The sequence below is a fragment of the Methylobacterium sp. 17Sr1-1 genome, from assembly GCF_003173775.1.
Taxonomy (GTDB): Bacteria; Pseudomonadota; Alphaproteobacteria; order Rhizobiales; family Beijerinckiaceae; genus Methylobacterium.
Window position 1 is genome coordinate 5,562,653 of record NZ_CP029552.1, and the last position, 15,619, is coordinate 5,578,271.

Consider the following 15,619-nt stretch of genomic DNA (forward strand, 5'->3'; position numbering starts at 1 on the left):
CCCCGGTTCCGACGCCGCACCGCACAGTGAAACGCGGTTGCCCGCGCCGTCATTCGCCGCAACCAAAAGTCGAAAAGCCTCCTCTCGCCGCCGAAACATCCCGTTTCGTCTTGCAATGACATCGCAGGATCGCGGCACCGGGCGGGCGTGACCGATCTCCTTCCGGCACGGCCCGGTTTCGACCGATCAGGCCGGGTCGCGACAGCCGGAGCCCGGATGCCTGGATTGGATCTCTGCGGGAGGGTCGATCGCGCCGTAGCGTATCGGATCGTAGTTTTTATCAATTATTAAGTGGTAACCTGGACGAACCGGATTTCGGGCGATCGCGGTGCGGCGCGGCCTCGCTCGCTCCATCAACCCCATGAAAAATAAAGTTTTTTCTTGCCCGTCCGCGCCTCGCCGGGGATCCCGTCCCGGGGCGCCGGCCGCCGCGACGGCAGGGCGCCATGACCTTGGGGAAGCAGAGAGACCTAATGCAGTGCCGTCTCTTCTGTTGATCGTGACACCTTGCAGTTGACGGAGACTGGCGTAACATCCATCACCTCGGACGGGGGACGCACTTCTCGAGGACCGCAATGAGCTCAGCAGACCACGTCGAAACGCCTCAGATGATCGGCCTGGTGTCCGACATTGTGTCGGCCTACGTGTCGAACAACAGCGTGCCGGTGGGCGAGCTGTCGAGCCTGATCCGCAGCGTCCACGAGGCGGTGGCCCGGCTCGGCTCGGCAGTCCCGGCGGAGCCCGAGCGGCTGACCCCGCCGGTGCCGATCAAGAAGACCGTCTCGCCCGACTACCTGATCAGCCTTGAGGACGGGCGCCGGTACCGGACGCTCAAGCGCCACCTGGCCGGGCGCGGGCTCACCCCTGAAGCCTACCGCCAGAAATGGGGCCTGCCGCCGGACTACCCGATGGTCGCCGCCAACTACGCTGCCCAGCGCTCCGAGCTCGCCAAGAGCATCGGGCTCGGCCAGAAGCCGGTGGTCCGCCGCCCGCGCTCGACCCAGGCCGCCTGAGCGTCGAGCCCGAGGCTCCCGACCAGGGGGCTCCGAGCCGGGGGACCGGATTCACCGGGGCCGACCGGCGCGGGGCCCGATTGCCGCCGCGCCGACATCCGTATTAATTTCGCCACACTGTAGTGGCCTTGCACCACGGATGCTGTTCACACGTCGCCCCCGGGCTTCGGCGCCCCCCTCCGGCGCGGCCGGCCACCCCCCCAGGCAGGTCCCGCCCAGGCAGGTCCCGCTCGGGCCGGCACAGGATGCCGCGCCGCGGGGTCCAGGCTGGTTCGGTGCGCTCGCGGTCATCGTCGCCCTGGCGCTGGCGCTCGCCACCTTCCTGATCCTGGTCGGCGCCACCGCGATCGCGCCGACCCACACGGTGGTGGTGACGCTGCTGCTCAGCAACGTCGCCCTGGTGCTGCTGCTCGTCGTCGTCATCGCCTGGGAGGCGCGGGTCTTCCTGCGGGCGCGGCGCACCAACGCGGCGGCCGCCCGGCTCCACACCCGCATCGTCGGCCTGTTCAGCCTGATCGCGACCCTGCCGACGGTGCTGCTCGCCGTGGTGGCGTCGATCACCCTGGAGCGCGGCCTGTCGCCCTGGTTCTCCGACCGGATGCGCAACGTCGTGCTGATGTCGGTCGACGTGGCCGACGCCTACCTGACCAACCAGTGCCAGAGCCTCGCCCGCGAGGCGCGCATCCTCTCCGACGACCTCACCCGGGCGCGCCCCGCCTTCGACGTCGAGCGGGCCTGGTTCGAGAACTTCCTCACCGCGCGCGCCGCCTCGCTCGGCCTGCCCATCGCCCGGATCATGCGCTCGCCGACCGAGACCGTGGCGCGGGCCAACATCGACATCCTCAAGGACCCGCCGCTGCCCTCGGCCAGCGACTTCGAGGAGGCGGCGAAATCCGCCGACGCCACCTGCCTCCTGCCGCGGGAGGGGCGGGTCTTCGGCACGCTGATGAAGCTGCCGGCCTACGACGACGCCTTCCTCCTGGTCGAGCGCGAGGTGACGCGGCTCGCGGTCGAGTTCCCCGGCGTGTCGCGGGCCGCCGCGACCGAGTTCCTGACCATCGACGCCGGGCGGCGCAGCGTGCAGATCGCCTTCGCGACGATGTTCGCGCTGATCGCGCTGATCGCGCTGCTCTCGGCGGTGTGGTTCGGGCTCAACTTCGCCAACCGCTTCGTGACGCCGATCCGCCGGCTGATCAACGCCGCCGACCAGGTCGCGTCCGGCAACTACTACGCCCAGGTCCCGTTCCGGAAGACGGAGGGAGACCTCCAGCACCTGGGCGAGAGCTTCAACAAGATGACCCAGGAGCTCAGCCGCCAGCGCGCCACCCTGATCGAGCAGAGCGAGCAGATCGACAGCCGCCGCCGCTTCACCGAGGCGGTGCTGGCCGGGGTGCCGGCCGGCGTGATCGGCGTCGACGGGCGCGGGGTCATCACCATCGCCAACCCCTCCGCCGAGCGGATGCTCGGGCGCTCGGTCGCCGACCTCGTCGGCGAGCCGCTCGAGGCGGTGATGCCGGAATTCGGCGGCCTGCCGGGGGATTCCCGCGCCCGCCCGACCCAGCAGCAGATCCAGATCGCCCGCAACGGCCGCGAGCGCACCATCGACGTGCGCACGACGAGCGAGCAGTCGCAGGACGGCGACCGCGGCTACGTCGTCACCCTCGACGACATCACCGACCTCGTGACCGCGCAGCGCACCTCGGCCTGGGCCGACGTCGCCCGCCGCATCGCCCACGAGATCAAGAACCCGCTAACCCCGATCCAGCTCTCGGCCGAGCGCATCCGCCGCAAGTACGGCAAGGTGATCACCACCGACAAGGAGGTGTTCGAGCAGTGCGTCGCCACGATCGTGCGCCAGGTCGACGACATCAAGCGGATGGTGGACGAGTTCTCGTCCTTCGCCCGGATGCCGAAGCCCGCGATCGCCCGCAACGACCTGACCGAGATCGTCAAGCAGAACCTGTTCATGATGCGGGTGGCCCATCCCGACGTGACCTTCACGCTGGAGGAGGGCGTGAACCGCGTCAGCGCCGCCTTCGACACGCGGCTCCTGTCGCAGGCAATCACCAACATCCTCAAGAACGCCGTCGAGGCGGTGCAGGCGGTGCCCGAGGACGTGCGGGGCGAGAGCCTGATCGCCGTGCGCCTCTACGAGGAGGGCGAGGCCGCGGTGATCGAGATCACCGATACCGGCAAGGGATTCCCGCCCGAAGGGCGCCAGCGGCTGCTCGAACCCTATATGACCACCCGCGAGGGGGGCACGGGCCTCGGATTGGCGATCGTGAGCAAGGTCTTGGAAGAGCACGGCGGCGGCATCGAGCTGAACGACAACCCGCGCGGGCGCGGCGGGCAGGTGCGCATGCGCGTCCTCCGGGAGGTGCGGCGCGACGAGCCGCCGGCCGCCGGCGCGGGCAAGCCCGCCGCAGGCGAAGTCAAGCCCGCCGCAGGCGCGGGAAAGCCCGCCGCAGGCGCGGGAAAGCCCGCACGGCCGGCCCAGAGCCCGGCGCCCTCGCCGGAGACCTCGCCGGAGCCCGCCGCGTGAGGCGGGCCCGCCCGCCGGGACCGGCGCCCCTCAGCCGCCGCCTTCGTCACAGTCCTGTTCGTCACAGCCGAATTCGTCACAGCACCGGGTGCCGCGGGGCCGTCAGGACCGCCGCCCGCGTCGCGGGGAGGCCCGAGAAGCCATGAGCGCCGACATTCTGATCGTCGATGACGAGGCCGACATCCGCGAGCTCGTCGCCGGCATCCTCGACGACGAGGGCCACCGCACCCGCACCGCCGGCTCCTCCGACGAGGCGCTGGCGGCGATTGAGGCGCGCCGGCCGCACCTCGTCTTCCTCGACATCTGGCTCCAGGGCTCGCGCCTCGACGGGCTGCAGGTGCTCGACGTGATCAAGGCCCAGGCCCCGGACCTGCCGGTGGTGATGATCTCGGGCCACGGCAACATCGAGACCGCGGTCTCGGCGATCAAGGCGGGCGCCTACGACTTCATCGAGAAGCCGTTCAAGGCCGACCGGCTGATCCTGGTCGCCGAGCGGGCGCTGGAGGCCTCGCGCCTCAAGCGCGAGGTGCGCGACCTCAAGGCGCGCTCCGGCCAGGCGAGCCGCATCGTCGGCGCCTCGGTGGCGGCCAACCAGCTGCGCCAGACCGTCGAGCGCGTCGCCCCAACCAACGCCCGGGTGATGATCTCGGGCGCGCCGGGCTCCGGCAAGGAGCTCTCGGCCCGCACCATCCACGCCGCCTCGTCGCGGGCGAACGGCCCCTTCGTGGTGATCAACGCCGCGACCATCACGCCCGAGACGATGGAGGCCGAGCTGTTCGGGGTCGAGGCCCAGGACGGCAAGCCGCGGCGCGTCGGCGCCCTCGAGGAGGCCCATGGCGGCAGCCTCTACATCGACGAGGTCGCGGACATGCCGCGCGAGACCCAGAACCGCATCCTGCGGGTCCTCGTCGACCAGAACTTCCAGCGCGTCGGCGGCACCACCCGGGTCCATGTCGACGTGCGGATCATCTCGTCCTCGTCGCGCGACCTGGCGGAAGAAATCGCCGGCGGGCGCTTCCGCGAGGACCTGTTCCACCGCCTGAGCGTGGTGCCGATCCGCATCCCCTCGCTCGCCGAGCGGCGCGAGGACGTGCCGGAGCTGATCGCGTTCTTCATGGAGCAGATCTCGGGCGCCACCGGCCTGCCGCAACGGCGCATCGCCGCCGACGCGATGGCGGTGCTGCAGTCCCACGACTGGCCCGGCAACGTCCGCCAGCTGCGCAACAACGTCGAGCGGCTGATGATCCTGACGCAGGGAGACCCCGAGACCGAGGTGACGACCGAGATGCTGCCGAGCGAGGTCGGCGCCCTCGTCCCCACCACCCCGAGCGGCGCCGGCGGCGAGAAGCTGATGAGCCTGGCGCTCCGCGAGGCGCGCGAGATCTTCGAGCGCGAATACCTGGTGGCGCAGATCGCCCGCTTCTCCGGCAACATCTCCCGCACCGCCGAGTTCATCGGCATGGAGCGCTCGGCCCTGCACCGGAAGCTCAAGTCCCTCGGCATCGGCGCGTGACCGGGGACGGCCCCGAACCGCGATTTCTCAGTGCCAAGCCCGGGCCGTTCTGCTAGGGCGGCCTGTGGCCGGAGCGCGACAGGGTCGCGGGCACGGCCGGTCGCGGCAGGTCCGGCGGGCACGGGGACTTCCCCTGCGGCCAGTCTGCACTTGCGCCCGGGCGAGCTTCACCGTGTAATGGGGCGGCCGGTTCCCCGGGCGGCGCGTCGCGCCTCCCGCAGCACAACAACACGGACCGACCCGTCAACCGGGACTGGCAGCGGGTTCAAAGGACAAGAAGAATGGCGGGCGAACGCGCTCAGAATCTGCAGGACACCTTCCTCAACCACGTTCGCAAGAACAAGATCCCGCTGACGATCTTTCTGGTCAACGGGGTGAAGTTGCAGGGTGTCGTGACCTGGTTCGACAACTTCTGCGTGCTGCTGCGGCGCGACGGCCACTCGCAGCTCGTCTACAAGCACGCGATCTCGACAATCATGCCGGGCCATCCCGTGCAGCTGTTCGAGCAGGGCGAGGAGGGGGCCGAGAAGGCCTGATTCCGCCTCGGGAACCGGCCTGCGCGCATGCGCCGCGGGCCGATCGGGTCCCGCGGGCGCGCCCGTGCCGTGAGCCCCGTGCCTCGAGTTCCCATGCCAGTGTCCAGGCCGCATGATGCGGCCTGTTTTTTGCCGGCCCGCTCGTCGAGACCCGCCTCTTCGATCGCCGACGCCGTCAAATCCCGGCCACGAATGCGCCCGGCCGCTTGATTCTCGCGAGGCCCCATCCAACCTCTATCCGATGGACTCCCAGCCCTACGGGAGCAGCCGGAGAGACGATGGAACCGCGGACACCGGGCGAGATCCGCCTGCAGAGCCAGGCCGAGCCGGAGGCCGCGATCGCGGCCGAGACCCGCACGCTGGTGATCGGCCCCTACCAGACAAGGCGCGACGCCGGCGAACCCCGCCCCGTCCTCGCCCGCCTCGACGAGGCGGTGGGGCTGGCCGCCGCGATCGAGCTCGACGTGGCCGACAAGCTCCTCGTCACCGTGCAGCAGATCCGGCCCTCGACCTTCCTCGGCAAGGGCCGGGTGGAGGAGATCGCCGGGCGGATCGAGGCCGACGGCATCCGCCTCGTGGTGATGGATTGCGCGCTCTCGCCGGTGCAGCAGCGCAACCTGGAGAAGGCCTGGGGCGTCAAGGTCATCGACCGGACCGGGCTGATCCTGGAGATCTTCGGGCGGCGCGCCTCGACCCGCGAGGGCACGCTCCAGGTCGAGCACGCGCACCTCGCCTATCAGCGCAGCCGTCTGGTGCGGTCCTGGACCCACCTCGAGCGCCAGCGCGGCGGCTTCGGCTTCCTCGGCGGCCCGGGCGAGACCCAGATCGAGGCCGACCGGCGGATGATCCAGGAGCGGATGACCCGGATCGAGCGCGAGCTCGAGACCGTCACCCGCACCCGCGGCCTGCATCGCCGATCCCGCCGCCGGGTGCCGTACCCGATCGTGGCGCTCGTCGGCTACACCAATGCGGGCAAGTCGACCCTGTTCAACCGCCTGACCCGGGCCGAGGTCCTGGCGGAGAACATGCTGTTCGCGACCCTCGACCCGACCGCCCGGGCGATCAAGCTGCCGCACGGCGAGACCGCGATCCTGTCCGACACCGTCGGCTTCATCTCCGACCTGCCGACCATGCTGATCGCCGCCTTCCGGGCGACGCTGGAGGACGTGATCGAGGCCGACATCCTGCTCCACGTCCGCGACATCGCCCACGAGGACGCGGAGGCGCAAGGAGCGGACGTGGCGCAGGTGCTGGCCGAGCTCGGCATCGAGCCCGACGCCGACCGCATCATCGAGGTCTGGAACAAGGCCGACCTCCTCGACGAGGCCGAGCGCGAGCGCCTGCTCAACCTGAGCCGGCCGAACGGCAGGAGCCCGACAGGTCAGGATGGGCCGAAGCCCGTCCTGCTCTCGGCGCTGACCGGCGAGGGCATCGACCGCCTGATGAGCCGGATCGAGGCCCGGATCGCGGCGGCTCGCACGAGCTTCGCGGTGATCCTGGAGCCGGCGCAGGGCGCCGAGTTGCACTGGCTCTACGAGAACGCCGAGGTGCTCGATCGGCGCGAGGACGCGTCGGGCGACCTCCACCTCGTGGTCCGGGTCGCGCCGGAGAAGGAACCGCGCTTCCTCAACCGGTTCGGGGCGGCGCGGCGGCTGAAGGGGGTTGCGTAGGAATTCACCGACCGTCCCTTTGCAGGATCTCCCACTCGGAGCCTGTGCCCTGGCCACGGTGAATTCGGACGATCTCGCTCTCGTCACGCGTGCCGCGACGTGACCTGTCGGATTGGCCAGCCGAGTGGCTGATCGCGCCACGCAAGGTCACGCATTACCTTCTGAACGACGCCCACAAGGCAGGGTGGGCCCAAAGCGCGCTTCTTCCTGCGTTTCGGTTTTTCGGCAGCCAACCCGAACGAGTTCGTCTTCGCACTTCTGGAGCATCCGGGAAGGGATCGCCTCGCGCGCGACGTGAGGACGGACGCAGGCGACCGCAAGCTGGTCTTCGAGGGAGAAATCCAGGCACCCGCTGGCCGCGAGCCACGCGTGCGAACCGTCAGTCGATCCGAACGGCCATGCGCGGTTCGTCACCGCCGTCCCGCTCACGCGGGACTGAGCGGAGGGTGATTCGGCAGCGGGCCCAGGGCTCCTCGACCCTCGGCGGAGCCACGCCTCTCCCTACGGGACGATCGGCCAGATAGAGTTGCACGATGCACTCGTCGTCGCTACGCCAAACATCCCCGGCCGCGACGGTCACGCCGTCCGCCCTCGGCCTGATCGGCAACACGCCGCTGCTCGCCCTCGACCGCGTGCACCCGGGACCCGGCCGCCTCCTGGCAAAGGCCGAGTTCATGCAGCCCGGCGGGAGCGTCAAGGATCGGGCGGCCCGCGCCATCCTCCTCGCGGCACGCGAGGACGGACGACTGGCCCCGGGAGCCCCCGTCGTGGAGATGACCAGCGGCAACATGGGCGCCGGCCTCGCCGTGGCCTGCGCGGCTCTGGGCCATCCGCTCGTGGTCACGATGTCGTCCGGCAACAGTCCCCAGCGGGCGCAGATGCTGGAAGCCCTCGGGGCCGAGGTCGTGCTGGTGCCCCAGGTGGACGGCGCTCCCGGGCAGGTCACCGGCGCCGACGTGACGGCGGCGGCGGAGGCCGCGCGCCGCCTCGCGGCGGAGCGGGGCGGCTTCTACGTCGACCAGTTCCATGCCCCGGACGGCGTGCGCGCCCACGCGGAGACGACCGGGCCGGAGATCTGGGCGCAAGCCGCCGGCCGGGTCGATGCCTGGCTGGCCGCCGTGGGGACGGGGGCGACCTTCCTCGGGGTGGCCGCCGCCCTGCGCGCGCGCAACCCCCGGGTGATCTGCGCCGCCGTCGAGCCCGACGGGTGCCGACCCCTGGCGGGGCTGGCGGTGACGAAGCCCCGCCACCTCATCCAGGGCACGAGCTACGGCAGCGTCCCGCCGCACTGGTCCGAGGGCCTGATGGACCTGTCCCTCGCCGTGACCGATCAGGAGGTCGAACGCTGGCGCCGGGCGCTCGCGACGCAGGAAGGTCTGCATGTCGGCTACTCGGCCGCCGCCAACGTCGCCGCGGCCGCCGCGCTGCTGCGCTCCGGGCGTCTCCCCGCCGACGCGACCGCCGTCACCGTGCTCTGCGACACGGGCTTGAAATACTGACGGCGGTCCCTTCCGCTTCCCACCTGCCGCGCGGTCGGATGTCATGACCTCGCGCGGCGGGCCTTCGGAGGCTCGGCGTCGCCGTCGAGCCGATTCGGCGGCGGGTCCCAGGCGCATCGCTCCCCCGAGGGAACAGGCGAGATTTCATGCCGATCCACCGCCTCGCCATCTCCGGCTACCGCAGCTTACGCGATATCGTGCTGGGCCTCGACCGGCTGACCGTGGTGACGGGAGCCAACGGCAGCGGCAAGTCGAGCCTCTACCGCGCGCTTCGCCTCCTCGCCGAGGTCGCGCAAGGGAGGGCGATCCCGTCGCTCGCGCATGAAGGTGGCTTCTCCTCGGCCCTGTGGGCGGGGCCGGAGACCTTCGGGCGCCGGGTCCGCGACGGCTCGCACCGGGTCGAGGGCACGGTGCGGCGCCATCCCGTGGAGCTGAAGCTCGGCTTCTCCGACGACGATCACGGCTACGCCATCGCGCTGGGCCTGCCGGCGCCGTCCTACGCGGGCACGTTCTTCTCCCACGACCCGGAGATCAAGGCGGAGAGCGCCTGGAACGGGCCGACGATCGGGCGCGCCAACGTCTTCGCCGAGCGCCGCGGGCCGCTGGTGCGCCTGCGCGACGCCACCGGCGCCTGGACCGAGGCCCTGCGCGACCTGCCCGCCTACGACAGCCTGATGACCCACGGCGCCGATCCGCGCGACGCCCTCGACGTGCTGATGTTGCGCGAGCGGATGCGGGCCTGGCGCTTCTACGATCATTTCCGCACCGACCGGGACGCGCCGGCCCGCCGGCCGCAGATCGGCACCCGCACGCCGGTTCTCGCCGGCGACGGCGCCGACGTCGCGGCGGCGATCCAGACCATCCGGGAGATCGGCGATTCCGACGCCCTCGACGCGACCATCGCCGAGGCGTTTCCGGGATCGTCCCTCGCGGTCGCGAGCAACGAGGGCCATTTCTCGCTCGAACTCCGCCAGCACGGGCTGCTGCGCCCCTTGCGCGGGTCGGAACTCTCCGACGGGACCCTGCGATACATCCTGCTCGCCGCAGCCCTGCTGTCGCCGCGGCCGCCCGACCTGATGGTGCTCAACGAGCCCGAGACCAGCCTGCATGCCGACCTGCTGGCGCCGCTGGCCTCGCTGATCGCCCGGGCCTCGGAGCGCACGCAGGTCCTGGTGGTGTCGCACGCCGCCGCCCTGGTGGCGGCCCTGGAGCCGCAGGGCGCGGCCCGCATCACCCTGGAAAAGCGCCTCGGCGAGACCCTGGCGCCGGACCACGACCCGCCGTCCTGGGTCTGGCCCAGGCGGTGAGTCACGCCGTCGCGAAGCGCCGCCCGTGCAGATGCGCGGTGAGCCGGCGCCGGACGAGGCAGAGCGCGCCGGAGATGCCGAGGCAGTAGATCCCCATCCCGGTGACGATGCCGGCGAACGGCACGCCGGCATCGATGAGCAGGCCCGACAGGAAGGGGCCGAGCGCCGTGCCGAGCACCATGATCGCCACGATGGCGGCGCGGATCGCCCCGAGATGCCGGGTGCCGTAGACCTCCGGCCAGAGCGCGCCGAACAGGGTGAGCGAGATCCCGTCGGTGACGCCGTAGAGCAGCATGAAGGCGAAGGCGGCCCATGGCGCAGAGACCCCGCCGAGGATCAGGCAGGCGAGGCCGAACGGCACCAGGTAGAGGGGCAGCAGCGCCAGGGCCGAGGACCGGTCGACGAGGCGGCCGGCGAGGAGCAGGCAGAGGAAGGTCGCCACCGCGTAGGGCGGGAAGGCGGCCGCCAGCACCTCCGGCGGCCAGCCCCGGCTCTCGGCGAGATGCACCTGGTGGAAGAAGATCGTGTTGCTGGTGAAGGAGGGCGGCAGCATCGCGGCGAGCAGCCCGTAGAGATACGGGTCGGCGAGGGCCTGCGCCCGGGTCGCGCCTTCGCCTGAGCCGGAACGGATCGTCGCCTCCGGCACCCGCTCGCGCCGCACGAGATGCCGGGCGAGGGGCAGGGCGACGAGGACGAGGAGCAGGGCGATGCCGAGCCAGGCCCCGCGCCAGCCGAGGAGGGCGGCGACCGTGACGAAGCCGAGGGGCAGGCAGGCCTGGCCGGCATTGAGTCCCAGCGCCGCCAGCGACACCGCCCGGCCGCGCTCCGCCGAGAACCAGCGTCCGAGGAGCGTGTAGGCGGTCTGCAGCATCAGCCCCTGGCCGGCGAGGCGGAGCAGGAACAGGCTCGGGGCGAGGACGAGGAGGTTGGGCGCCACGCTGAGGCCGGCGGCGCCGGCGGCCAGCAGGCCGGCCGCGAGGCTCACAACCCGCGACGCCGGCCAGCGGTCGATGAGCCCGCCGAGCCCCGCCAGCGCCACAGCCGAGGCCAGGGTGACGCCGGCATAGAGCGCCCCGAACGCCCCGTCCGACAGCCCGAATTCCCGCCGGATCGCCCCGCCCGACAGGGCGACCACGAAGGTCTGGCCGAAGCAGCCGCAGAACAGGAGCAGGAACCCGGCCGCGAGCCAGCGCAGGTTGGCCTTGAGGAAGGGGGTCATGAGGGTGGGCGTAGCGGTGACGTGTGACAGCCGCAACGACGATCTTCCCGAGTCGCAAAGATTGTGCGACGCTGTTGCCAGTGTAGACTCAGCGCCCTCGTTTCCGCCCCTCCGAGTCATTCCGGGGCCGCGCAGCAGAGCCCGAAGTGCCGAAGGCACGCTCAGAACCGCTGATCGTTCAGGGTGATACGGAGAGCGTTCCGCTTCTTTCTGCACCAACTGAGTGTCTGGATCCCGGGCTCCGCTGCGCGGCCCCGGGATGACTCGGAGGGTGTCGATACCGTCGAGCAGAAGCGGATATTCCGCTGCTCTTGTTCTCTTGCCTGAAAGAACCGCAACGGGACCGCCCCACGGCGATCGAACCGGAAACCGACGACCTGCTTCCGCCGCTCCATCCCGGAGAGATCTTACGCGAGGAGTTCATGGTCCCGCTCGGCCTCACGCCCTACGCGGTCGCCAAGGCTTGCGGCGTGTCGCGCACCCGGATCGAGCGGATCGTGCGGGAGGAGACGCCGGTCACCGCCGACACCGCGCTCCGGCTCGGTCGCACTTTCGGCGTGAGCCCGCAGGTGTGGATCAACCTCCAGGGCGATCACGACCTCCGGCGCGCGCAACGGCAGATCGGGGCGGAGATCGACCGCATCCAGCCCTTGCCGCGCGAGGCGGCGTAAGGGAGGCGCGCGGCCGAGCCGCGCGCCCCATCGCTCACTGCGAGCGGCGGCCGAACGAGATCGCGTAGGCCTGCACCCGGGCGTCGATCAGCGGATCGTCCGAGACCTCGACGCCGTCCGGCAGGTTGTTGGGCATGAACAGCAGCGCCTTCTCGGCGGTCTCGCTGTCCGGCACCGCCTTGGTCAGGGTCAGGGTGCCGAGATCGACGAGCCGCCTTTCCTCCGGCCAGGGAATCGTCGCATCCTTGGTCGCGTCGCCGGGTTGGGCGATCTGGGCCAGCACCCGGAACGACACCGGCTCCTTGGCGAGGCGCGCCGGCATCTCCTCGACGAGGTAGTTCGGACCCTTGGCCTTGGCGTCGTCGGCGCTCAGGATCTCCTCGCCGGCCACCGGCACGATGCGGTAGCGGAAGGCGTTGCGCTTGCCGACGGCATCGACCAGCACGAAGGCGTTGACGCCGTGATAGGTCTGGCGGGCGAAGCTCGACGGGGTCCGGGCGGTGGCGAGCGCCTTGGGGGCGGCCGGGTGCGCCGCCATGAACTGCTCGACCGGAGTCGGCTTCGGCGCGTCGGGGCCGCTCCGGGTGATCGCCACCAGGAGATCGCGAAATTCCTCGCCGGTCGCCACAGGGAAGAACTTCAGCGAGTTGGTGACGATGTCCATCTCGGCGCCGTCGGCGGGCTTGAACTTGACCGACAGGCCGTGCGGGTTGGCCTCGGGCGCGCCGTCCGGGATCTGCGGCAGGCCGGTCGCGTCGGAGAAGCGCACCGTCACCGGCACGGCCGCGCCGGCGAACACGCTCGCCTTGCTCAAGGTCTTGGCGTCCTTCGAGGGGGTGAAGCTGCCCTCGACCACCACGCCCTTGGCGTGGTTCGCGCGCTTGCCCGGATGGTCGCCGAAGATCTTGGTCATCGTCGCGATGGTCTGCTCGGCCGTGGACGCGGCATCCTGAGCGAGAGCCGCCGGCGCGATGAGCATGAGGGCGGCGCCCAAGACTGCCGAATTCGTGAGCGCGCGCCGGAGCGTGGTGTGGGTCATCGTCGGATCGTCCCCTCGCAGGGCCGAGGCGGCCCGGCGCGACCTGACCCGAGGATTCGATTGCGCGCAAGCGATCGGCGCATCAAAAGTTCGTCAAGTTCCAATCTGACGAGGAGAAGCCTGGAGGCGCTTGTGCATGAAGGTGCAGGCCTCCGGCACGCCCTCGGGCGAGCAGGCGTAATCCGGCACCACGCCGGTGACCGCGTAGCCGAGCGCCCGGTAGAGCGCCTCGCCGGCATCGTCGGACCGCGTGTCGAGGATCAGGAGCGAGCGGCCCTCGGCCCGGGCGACGTCTTCCGCCGCCAGCATCAGCGCCCGGCCGAGACCGCGGCGGCGCGCCTGCGGATGGACCAGCACCTTGGTGATCTCGGCCCGGTGACGGCCGTTCGGCGGACCGGCGAGGCCGACCTGGGCGCTGCCGAGGATCCGGCCGTCCCGCCGCGCCACCAGCAGCCGGCGTGCGCCGCTGCGCAGGGCCGGCAGCCCGTCGCGCCAGAACGCCTCGGCTTCGCGGAGGGTGAAGGGCAGCACGAAACCGATGCTGGCGCCGTCGAGCACGCAGGCATGGAGCAGGGCGGCGAGGCCGGGCAGCGCGGCCTCGGCCGCCTCGGGGGAGAGGGTGTCGATCGACATCATGGACGCACTCACGGCCGGCAGATCGCGATGAGGTAGCGGGCCTCCGGGCCCGGGCAGGCGAAGCGCGAGGCGCCGGCGAGGAGGTAGCGCAGGCAATCCCCCGGCGAGAGGGCGTGGGTAACGCCGTCGAGGGTGAGGTCGAGCCGGCCCTCCAGCATCCAGAGGTGATGCTCGAGGCCGCCGACCGGGGGTGCTTCGTAGGCGATGGCCGCCCCCGCCGGCAGGGTGCCGTGGACGAGCTCGGCGGAGAAGCCGTGGGCCGGGGGCGAGACGAAGCGGCGGCGAAAGCCGGTCTCGGGATCGACCCAGACCGCCTGCTCGGCCTCGCGCACCAGCCGGGCCGGGTCGGCCTCGATCTCGGCGAGCAACCGCGACATCGGCCGTCCGTAGACGGTGCAGAGCCGGCCGAGCAGCGAGGCGGTCGGGCTGGTGTCGCCACGCTCCAGCCGCGACAGGGTCGCCCGGCTGATGCCGCTCGCGCCCGCGAGTTCGTCGAGGGAGAGACCCCGCTCCTGGCGTAAGGAGGCGAGGCGGGCGGCGAGGCGCAGGTCGATGTCGGAGGCCTGGGCGTCGGGCAGGGGATCGGGGTCGCGATCGGGGTCTCGATCGGGTGCGAGAGCTTTTCTCATAAAAGAGAAATTCTCTCACATTCGACCAGCGGTCAAGCCCGGCCGATCACGTCGTCCGATGAGCCGCCTCAGCGCTCCCGCCGTTTCACCGCGACCCAGGCCGCCTCCATGGCGGCGAGGCCGGCCTCCGGCAGGGTGCGGCCGTCCTTCGTCACCTCCTCCTCCATCGCGGAGAAGCGGCGCTGGAATTTGAGGTTCGCCCGCCGCAGGGCCTCCTCCGGATCGACACCGGCATGGCGGGCGAGGTTGGCGACCGAGAACAGCAGGTCGCCGATCTCCTCCGCCACCGCCTCCGGGCCTTCGCCGGCGAGCGCCTGGGCGACCTCGTCGGTCTCCTCGCGCACCTTGGCGATGACCTCGGCGGCGTCCGGCCAGTCGAAGCCGACGGCCGCCGCCTTGCGCGAGATCTTTTCGGCCCGGGCGAGGGCGGGCAGCGCGAGCGGCACGCCGGCCAGCGTGCCCTCCTGTGCCGGGCGGCCCTTCGCCGCCCGCTCCTCTGCCTTGATCGCCGCCCATTGGGCTTTCACCGCGGCCTGATCGAGACCGCGGACCTCGCCGAAGATGTGGGGGTGGCGGCGCACCATCTTGTCGGCGATGGCGGTGGCCACGTCGTCGAAGGCGAAGGTGCCGGCCTCCTCGGCGATCCGGGCCTGGAACACGACCTGGAACAGCAGGTCGCCGAGCTCGTCGCGCAGCTCCTCCGGATCCCCGCTCTCCACCGCCTCGGCGACCTCGTAGGCCTCCTCGATCGTGTAGGGGACGATGCTGGCATGGCTCTGCGCCAGGTCCCAGGGACAGCCGCCGTCGGGATCGCGCAGGCGCGCCATGATCCCGAGAAGCCGCGCGATCGGGGGGGTGCTCATGCTCGCTCGCCATCCGCCCGCGCCGCCTCCGGCGGCGCCTCGAACCCGCTCATAGGCGCCGCCGGGCGCCCGGGGAAGCGCGTGCGCCGACAGGGCAGGGGCCTGATATTCCTCATTTATTCCGTAAATTCCTAAAAAGCCTCGATTGTATCCAATCCGCGCCGAAGGCGCGTCATGACGTTCTTCAAAACGAACCCTCTCTCGGGCCTATAGGTGACTTATCAGTCATGGAGTCTCAGAGAGTCAGTTATGTGGATTATATGGAGGGGCGAATTCCGATGACCCGGCAACGGTTTACGGGGTGATCGCGCATACGGCTCTGCGTGGATCGGCATCGGACTCTGCGTGGAGGCGCATGGGATTCTGCGGGGATTTCGGGGATTCGCGCATCGGATTCGGCGTGGCCGCGCATCGGATTCGGCGTCGGGCCCCGCCGCGTCCCTCGGCAACCGGCCGGTCTCGCGGGGTCCCCTGCGTATCGA

At 71.1% G+C, this 15,619-nt stretch carries 13 protein-coding genes; 8 read left to right on the plus strand and 5 right to left on the minus strand.

From position 1 onward, the window contains the following. Positions 1 to 575: 575 nt before the first annotated feature. The 7 genes from DK412_RS25335 to DK412_RS25365 all read left to right on the plus strand — a co-directional run bounded on the left by DK412_RS25335 (position 576) and on the right by DK412_RS25365 (position 10,080). Entirely contained in the window at positions 576 to 1,013 is a 438-nt protein-coding gene (locus DK412_RS25335; protein ID WP_109974219.1) for a MucR family transcriptional regulator, read from the plus strand. A gap of 139 nt (positions 1,014 to 1,152) precedes the next feature. After that, a complete protein-coding gene (locus DK412_RS25340) occupies positions 1,153 to 3,555 on the plus strand; it encodes a PAS domain-containing sensor histidine kinase (protein ID WP_109974220.1) in 2,403 nt (800 codons plus the stop codon). Between the two features lie 142 nt (positions 3,556 to 3,697). Then, on the plus strand, positions 3,698 to 5,068 hold the full coding sequence (locus DK412_RS25345; protein WP_093564975.1) for a sigma-54 dependent transcriptional regulator: 1,371 nt from the start codon (positions 3,698 to 3,700) through the stop codon (positions 5,066 to 5,068). A 281-nt stretch (positions 5,069 to 5,349) separates the two neighbouring features. Next, positions 5,350 to 5,604 carry an RNA chaperone Hfq gene (hfq, locus tag DK412_RS25350; protein ID WP_048429571.1) on the plus strand — a complete coding sequence of 85 codons (255 nt, stop codon included), beginning with the start codon at positions 5,350 to 5,352 and terminating at the stop codon, positions 5,602 to 5,604. A 278-nt stretch (positions 5,605 to 5,882) separates the two neighbouring features. Continuing rightward, positions 5,883 to 7,274 carry a GTPase HflX gene (hflX, locus tag DK412_RS25355; protein ID WP_109974221.1) on the plus strand — a complete coding sequence of 464 codons (1,392 nt, stop codon included), beginning with the start codon at positions 5,883 to 5,885 and terminating at the stop codon, positions 7,272 to 7,274. A gap of 533 nt (positions 7,275 to 7,807) precedes the next feature. Further along, the gene (locus DK412_RS25360; RefSeq protein WP_109974222.1) at positions 7,808 to 8,773 is read left to right on the plus strand and encodes a cysteine synthase family protein; all 966 of its coding nucleotides are present in this window, start codon (positions 7,808 to 7,810) and stop codon (positions 8,771 to 8,773) included. A 146-nt stretch (positions 8,774 to 8,919) separates the two neighbouring features. Beyond that, complete coding sequence (locus tag DK412_RS25365; RefSeq protein ID WP_109974223.1) at positions 8,920 to 10,080, plus strand: AAA family ATPase; 1,161 nt, start codon at positions 8,920 to 8,922, stop codon at positions 10,078 to 10,080. 1 nt (position 10,081) lies between these two features. On the opposite strand, the gene DK412_RS25370 is transcribed toward DK412_RS25365, so the two are convergent. Continuing rightward, positions 10,082 to 11,299 (minus strand): MFS transporter, encoded by a 1,218-nt coding sequence (locus DK412_RS25370; RefSeq protein WP_109975488.1) that lies wholly within the window; start codon positions 11,297 to 11,299, stop codon positions 10,082 to 10,084. Between the two features lie 377 nt (positions 11,300 to 11,676). Between DK412_RS25370 and DK412_RS25375 the strand changes: the two genes are divergently transcribed. After that, on the plus strand, positions 11,677 to 11,970 hold the full coding sequence (locus DK412_RS25375) for a HigA family addiction module antitoxin (RefSeq protein WP_280953998.1): 294 nt from the start codon (positions 11,677 to 11,679) through the stop codon (positions 11,968 to 11,970). A 34-nt stretch (positions 11,971 to 12,004) separates the two neighbouring features. Here DK412_RS25375 and DK412_RS25380 read toward each other — a convergent pair whose 3' ends face one another. From DK412_RS25380 to mazG, 4 genes are all read right to left on the minus strand, one after another. Then, entirely contained in the window at positions 12,005 to 12,949 is a 945-nt protein-coding gene (locus DK412_RS25380) for a catalase family peroxidase (RefSeq protein WP_109975490.1), read from the minus strand. Between the two features lie 153 nt (positions 12,950 to 13,102). After that, positions 13,103 to 13,645, minus strand: coding sequence for a GNAT family N-acetyltransferase (locus tag DK412_RS25385; protein WP_109974224.1), 543 nt, complete (start codon positions 13,643 to 13,645; stop codon positions 13,103 to 13,105). Positions 13,646 to 13,653: 8 nt separating this feature from the next. Then, positions 13,654 to 14,274, minus strand: coding sequence for a helix-turn-helix domain-containing protein (locus DK412_RS25390; RefSeq protein ID WP_109974225.1), 621 nt, complete (start codon positions 14,272 to 14,274; stop codon positions 13,654 to 13,656). A gap of 68 nt (positions 14,275 to 14,342) precedes the next feature. After that, positions 14,343 to 15,137, minus strand: a complete 795-nt coding sequence (gene mazG, locus DK412_RS25395; protein ID WP_109974226.1) for a nucleoside triphosphate pyrophosphohydrolase — start codon at positions 15,135 to 15,137, stop codon at positions 14,343 to 14,345. Between the last annotated feature and the right edge of the window lie 482 nt (positions 15,138 to 15,619).

What these genes read in the sequence shown, in the direction of transcription:
- DK412_RS25335 (WP_109974219.1), top strand. Translation starts at nt 576, where the DNA reads ATGAGCTCAGCAGACCACGTCGAAACGCCTCAGATGATCGGCCTGGTG.
- DK412_RS25340 (WP_109974220.1), top strand. Translation starts at nt 1,153, where the DNA reads ATGCTGTTCACACGTCGCCCCCGGGCTTCGGCGCCCCCCTCCGGCGCG.
- DK412_RS25345 (WP_093564975.1), top strand. Translation starts at nt 3,698, where the DNA reads ATGAGCGCCGACATTCTGATCGTCGATGACGAGGCCGACATCCGCGAG.
- hfq (WP_048429571.1), top strand. Translation starts at nt 5,350, where the DNA reads ATGGCGGGCGAACGCGCTCAGAATCTGCAGGACACCTTCCTCAACCAC.
- hflX (WP_109974221.1), top strand. Translation starts at nt 5,883, where the DNA reads ATGGAACCGCGGACACCGGGCGAGATCCGCCTGCAGAGCCAGGCCGAG.
- DK412_RS25360 (WP_109974222.1), top strand. Translation starts at nt 7,808, where the DNA reads ATGCACTCGTCGTCGCTACGCCAAACATCCCCGGCCGCGACGGTCACG.
- DK412_RS25365 (WP_109974223.1), top strand. Translation starts at nt 8,920, where the DNA reads ATGCCGATCCACCGCCTCGCCATCTCCGGCTACCGCAGCTTACGCGAT.
- DK412_RS25370 (WP_109975488.1), bottom strand. Translation starts at nt 11,299, where the DNA reads ATGACCCCCTTCCTCAAGGCCAACCTGCGCTGGCTCGCGGCCGGGTTC.
- DK412_RS25380 (WP_109975490.1), bottom strand. Translation starts at nt 12,949, where the DNA reads ATGCTCATCGCGCCGGCGGCTCTCGCTCAGGATGCCGCGTCCACGGCC.
- DK412_RS25385 (WP_109974224.1), bottom strand. Translation starts at nt 13,645, where the DNA reads ATGATGTCGATCGACACCCTCTCCCCCGAGGCGGCCGAGGCCGCGCTG.
- DK412_RS25390 (WP_109974225.1), bottom strand. Translation starts at nt 14,274, where the DNA reads ATGAGAAAAGCTCTCGCACCCGATCGAGACCCCGATCGCGACCCCGAT.
- mazG (WP_109974226.1), bottom strand. Translation starts at nt 15,137, where the DNA reads ATGAGCACCCCCCCGATCGCGCGGCTTCTCGGGATCATGGCGCGCCTG.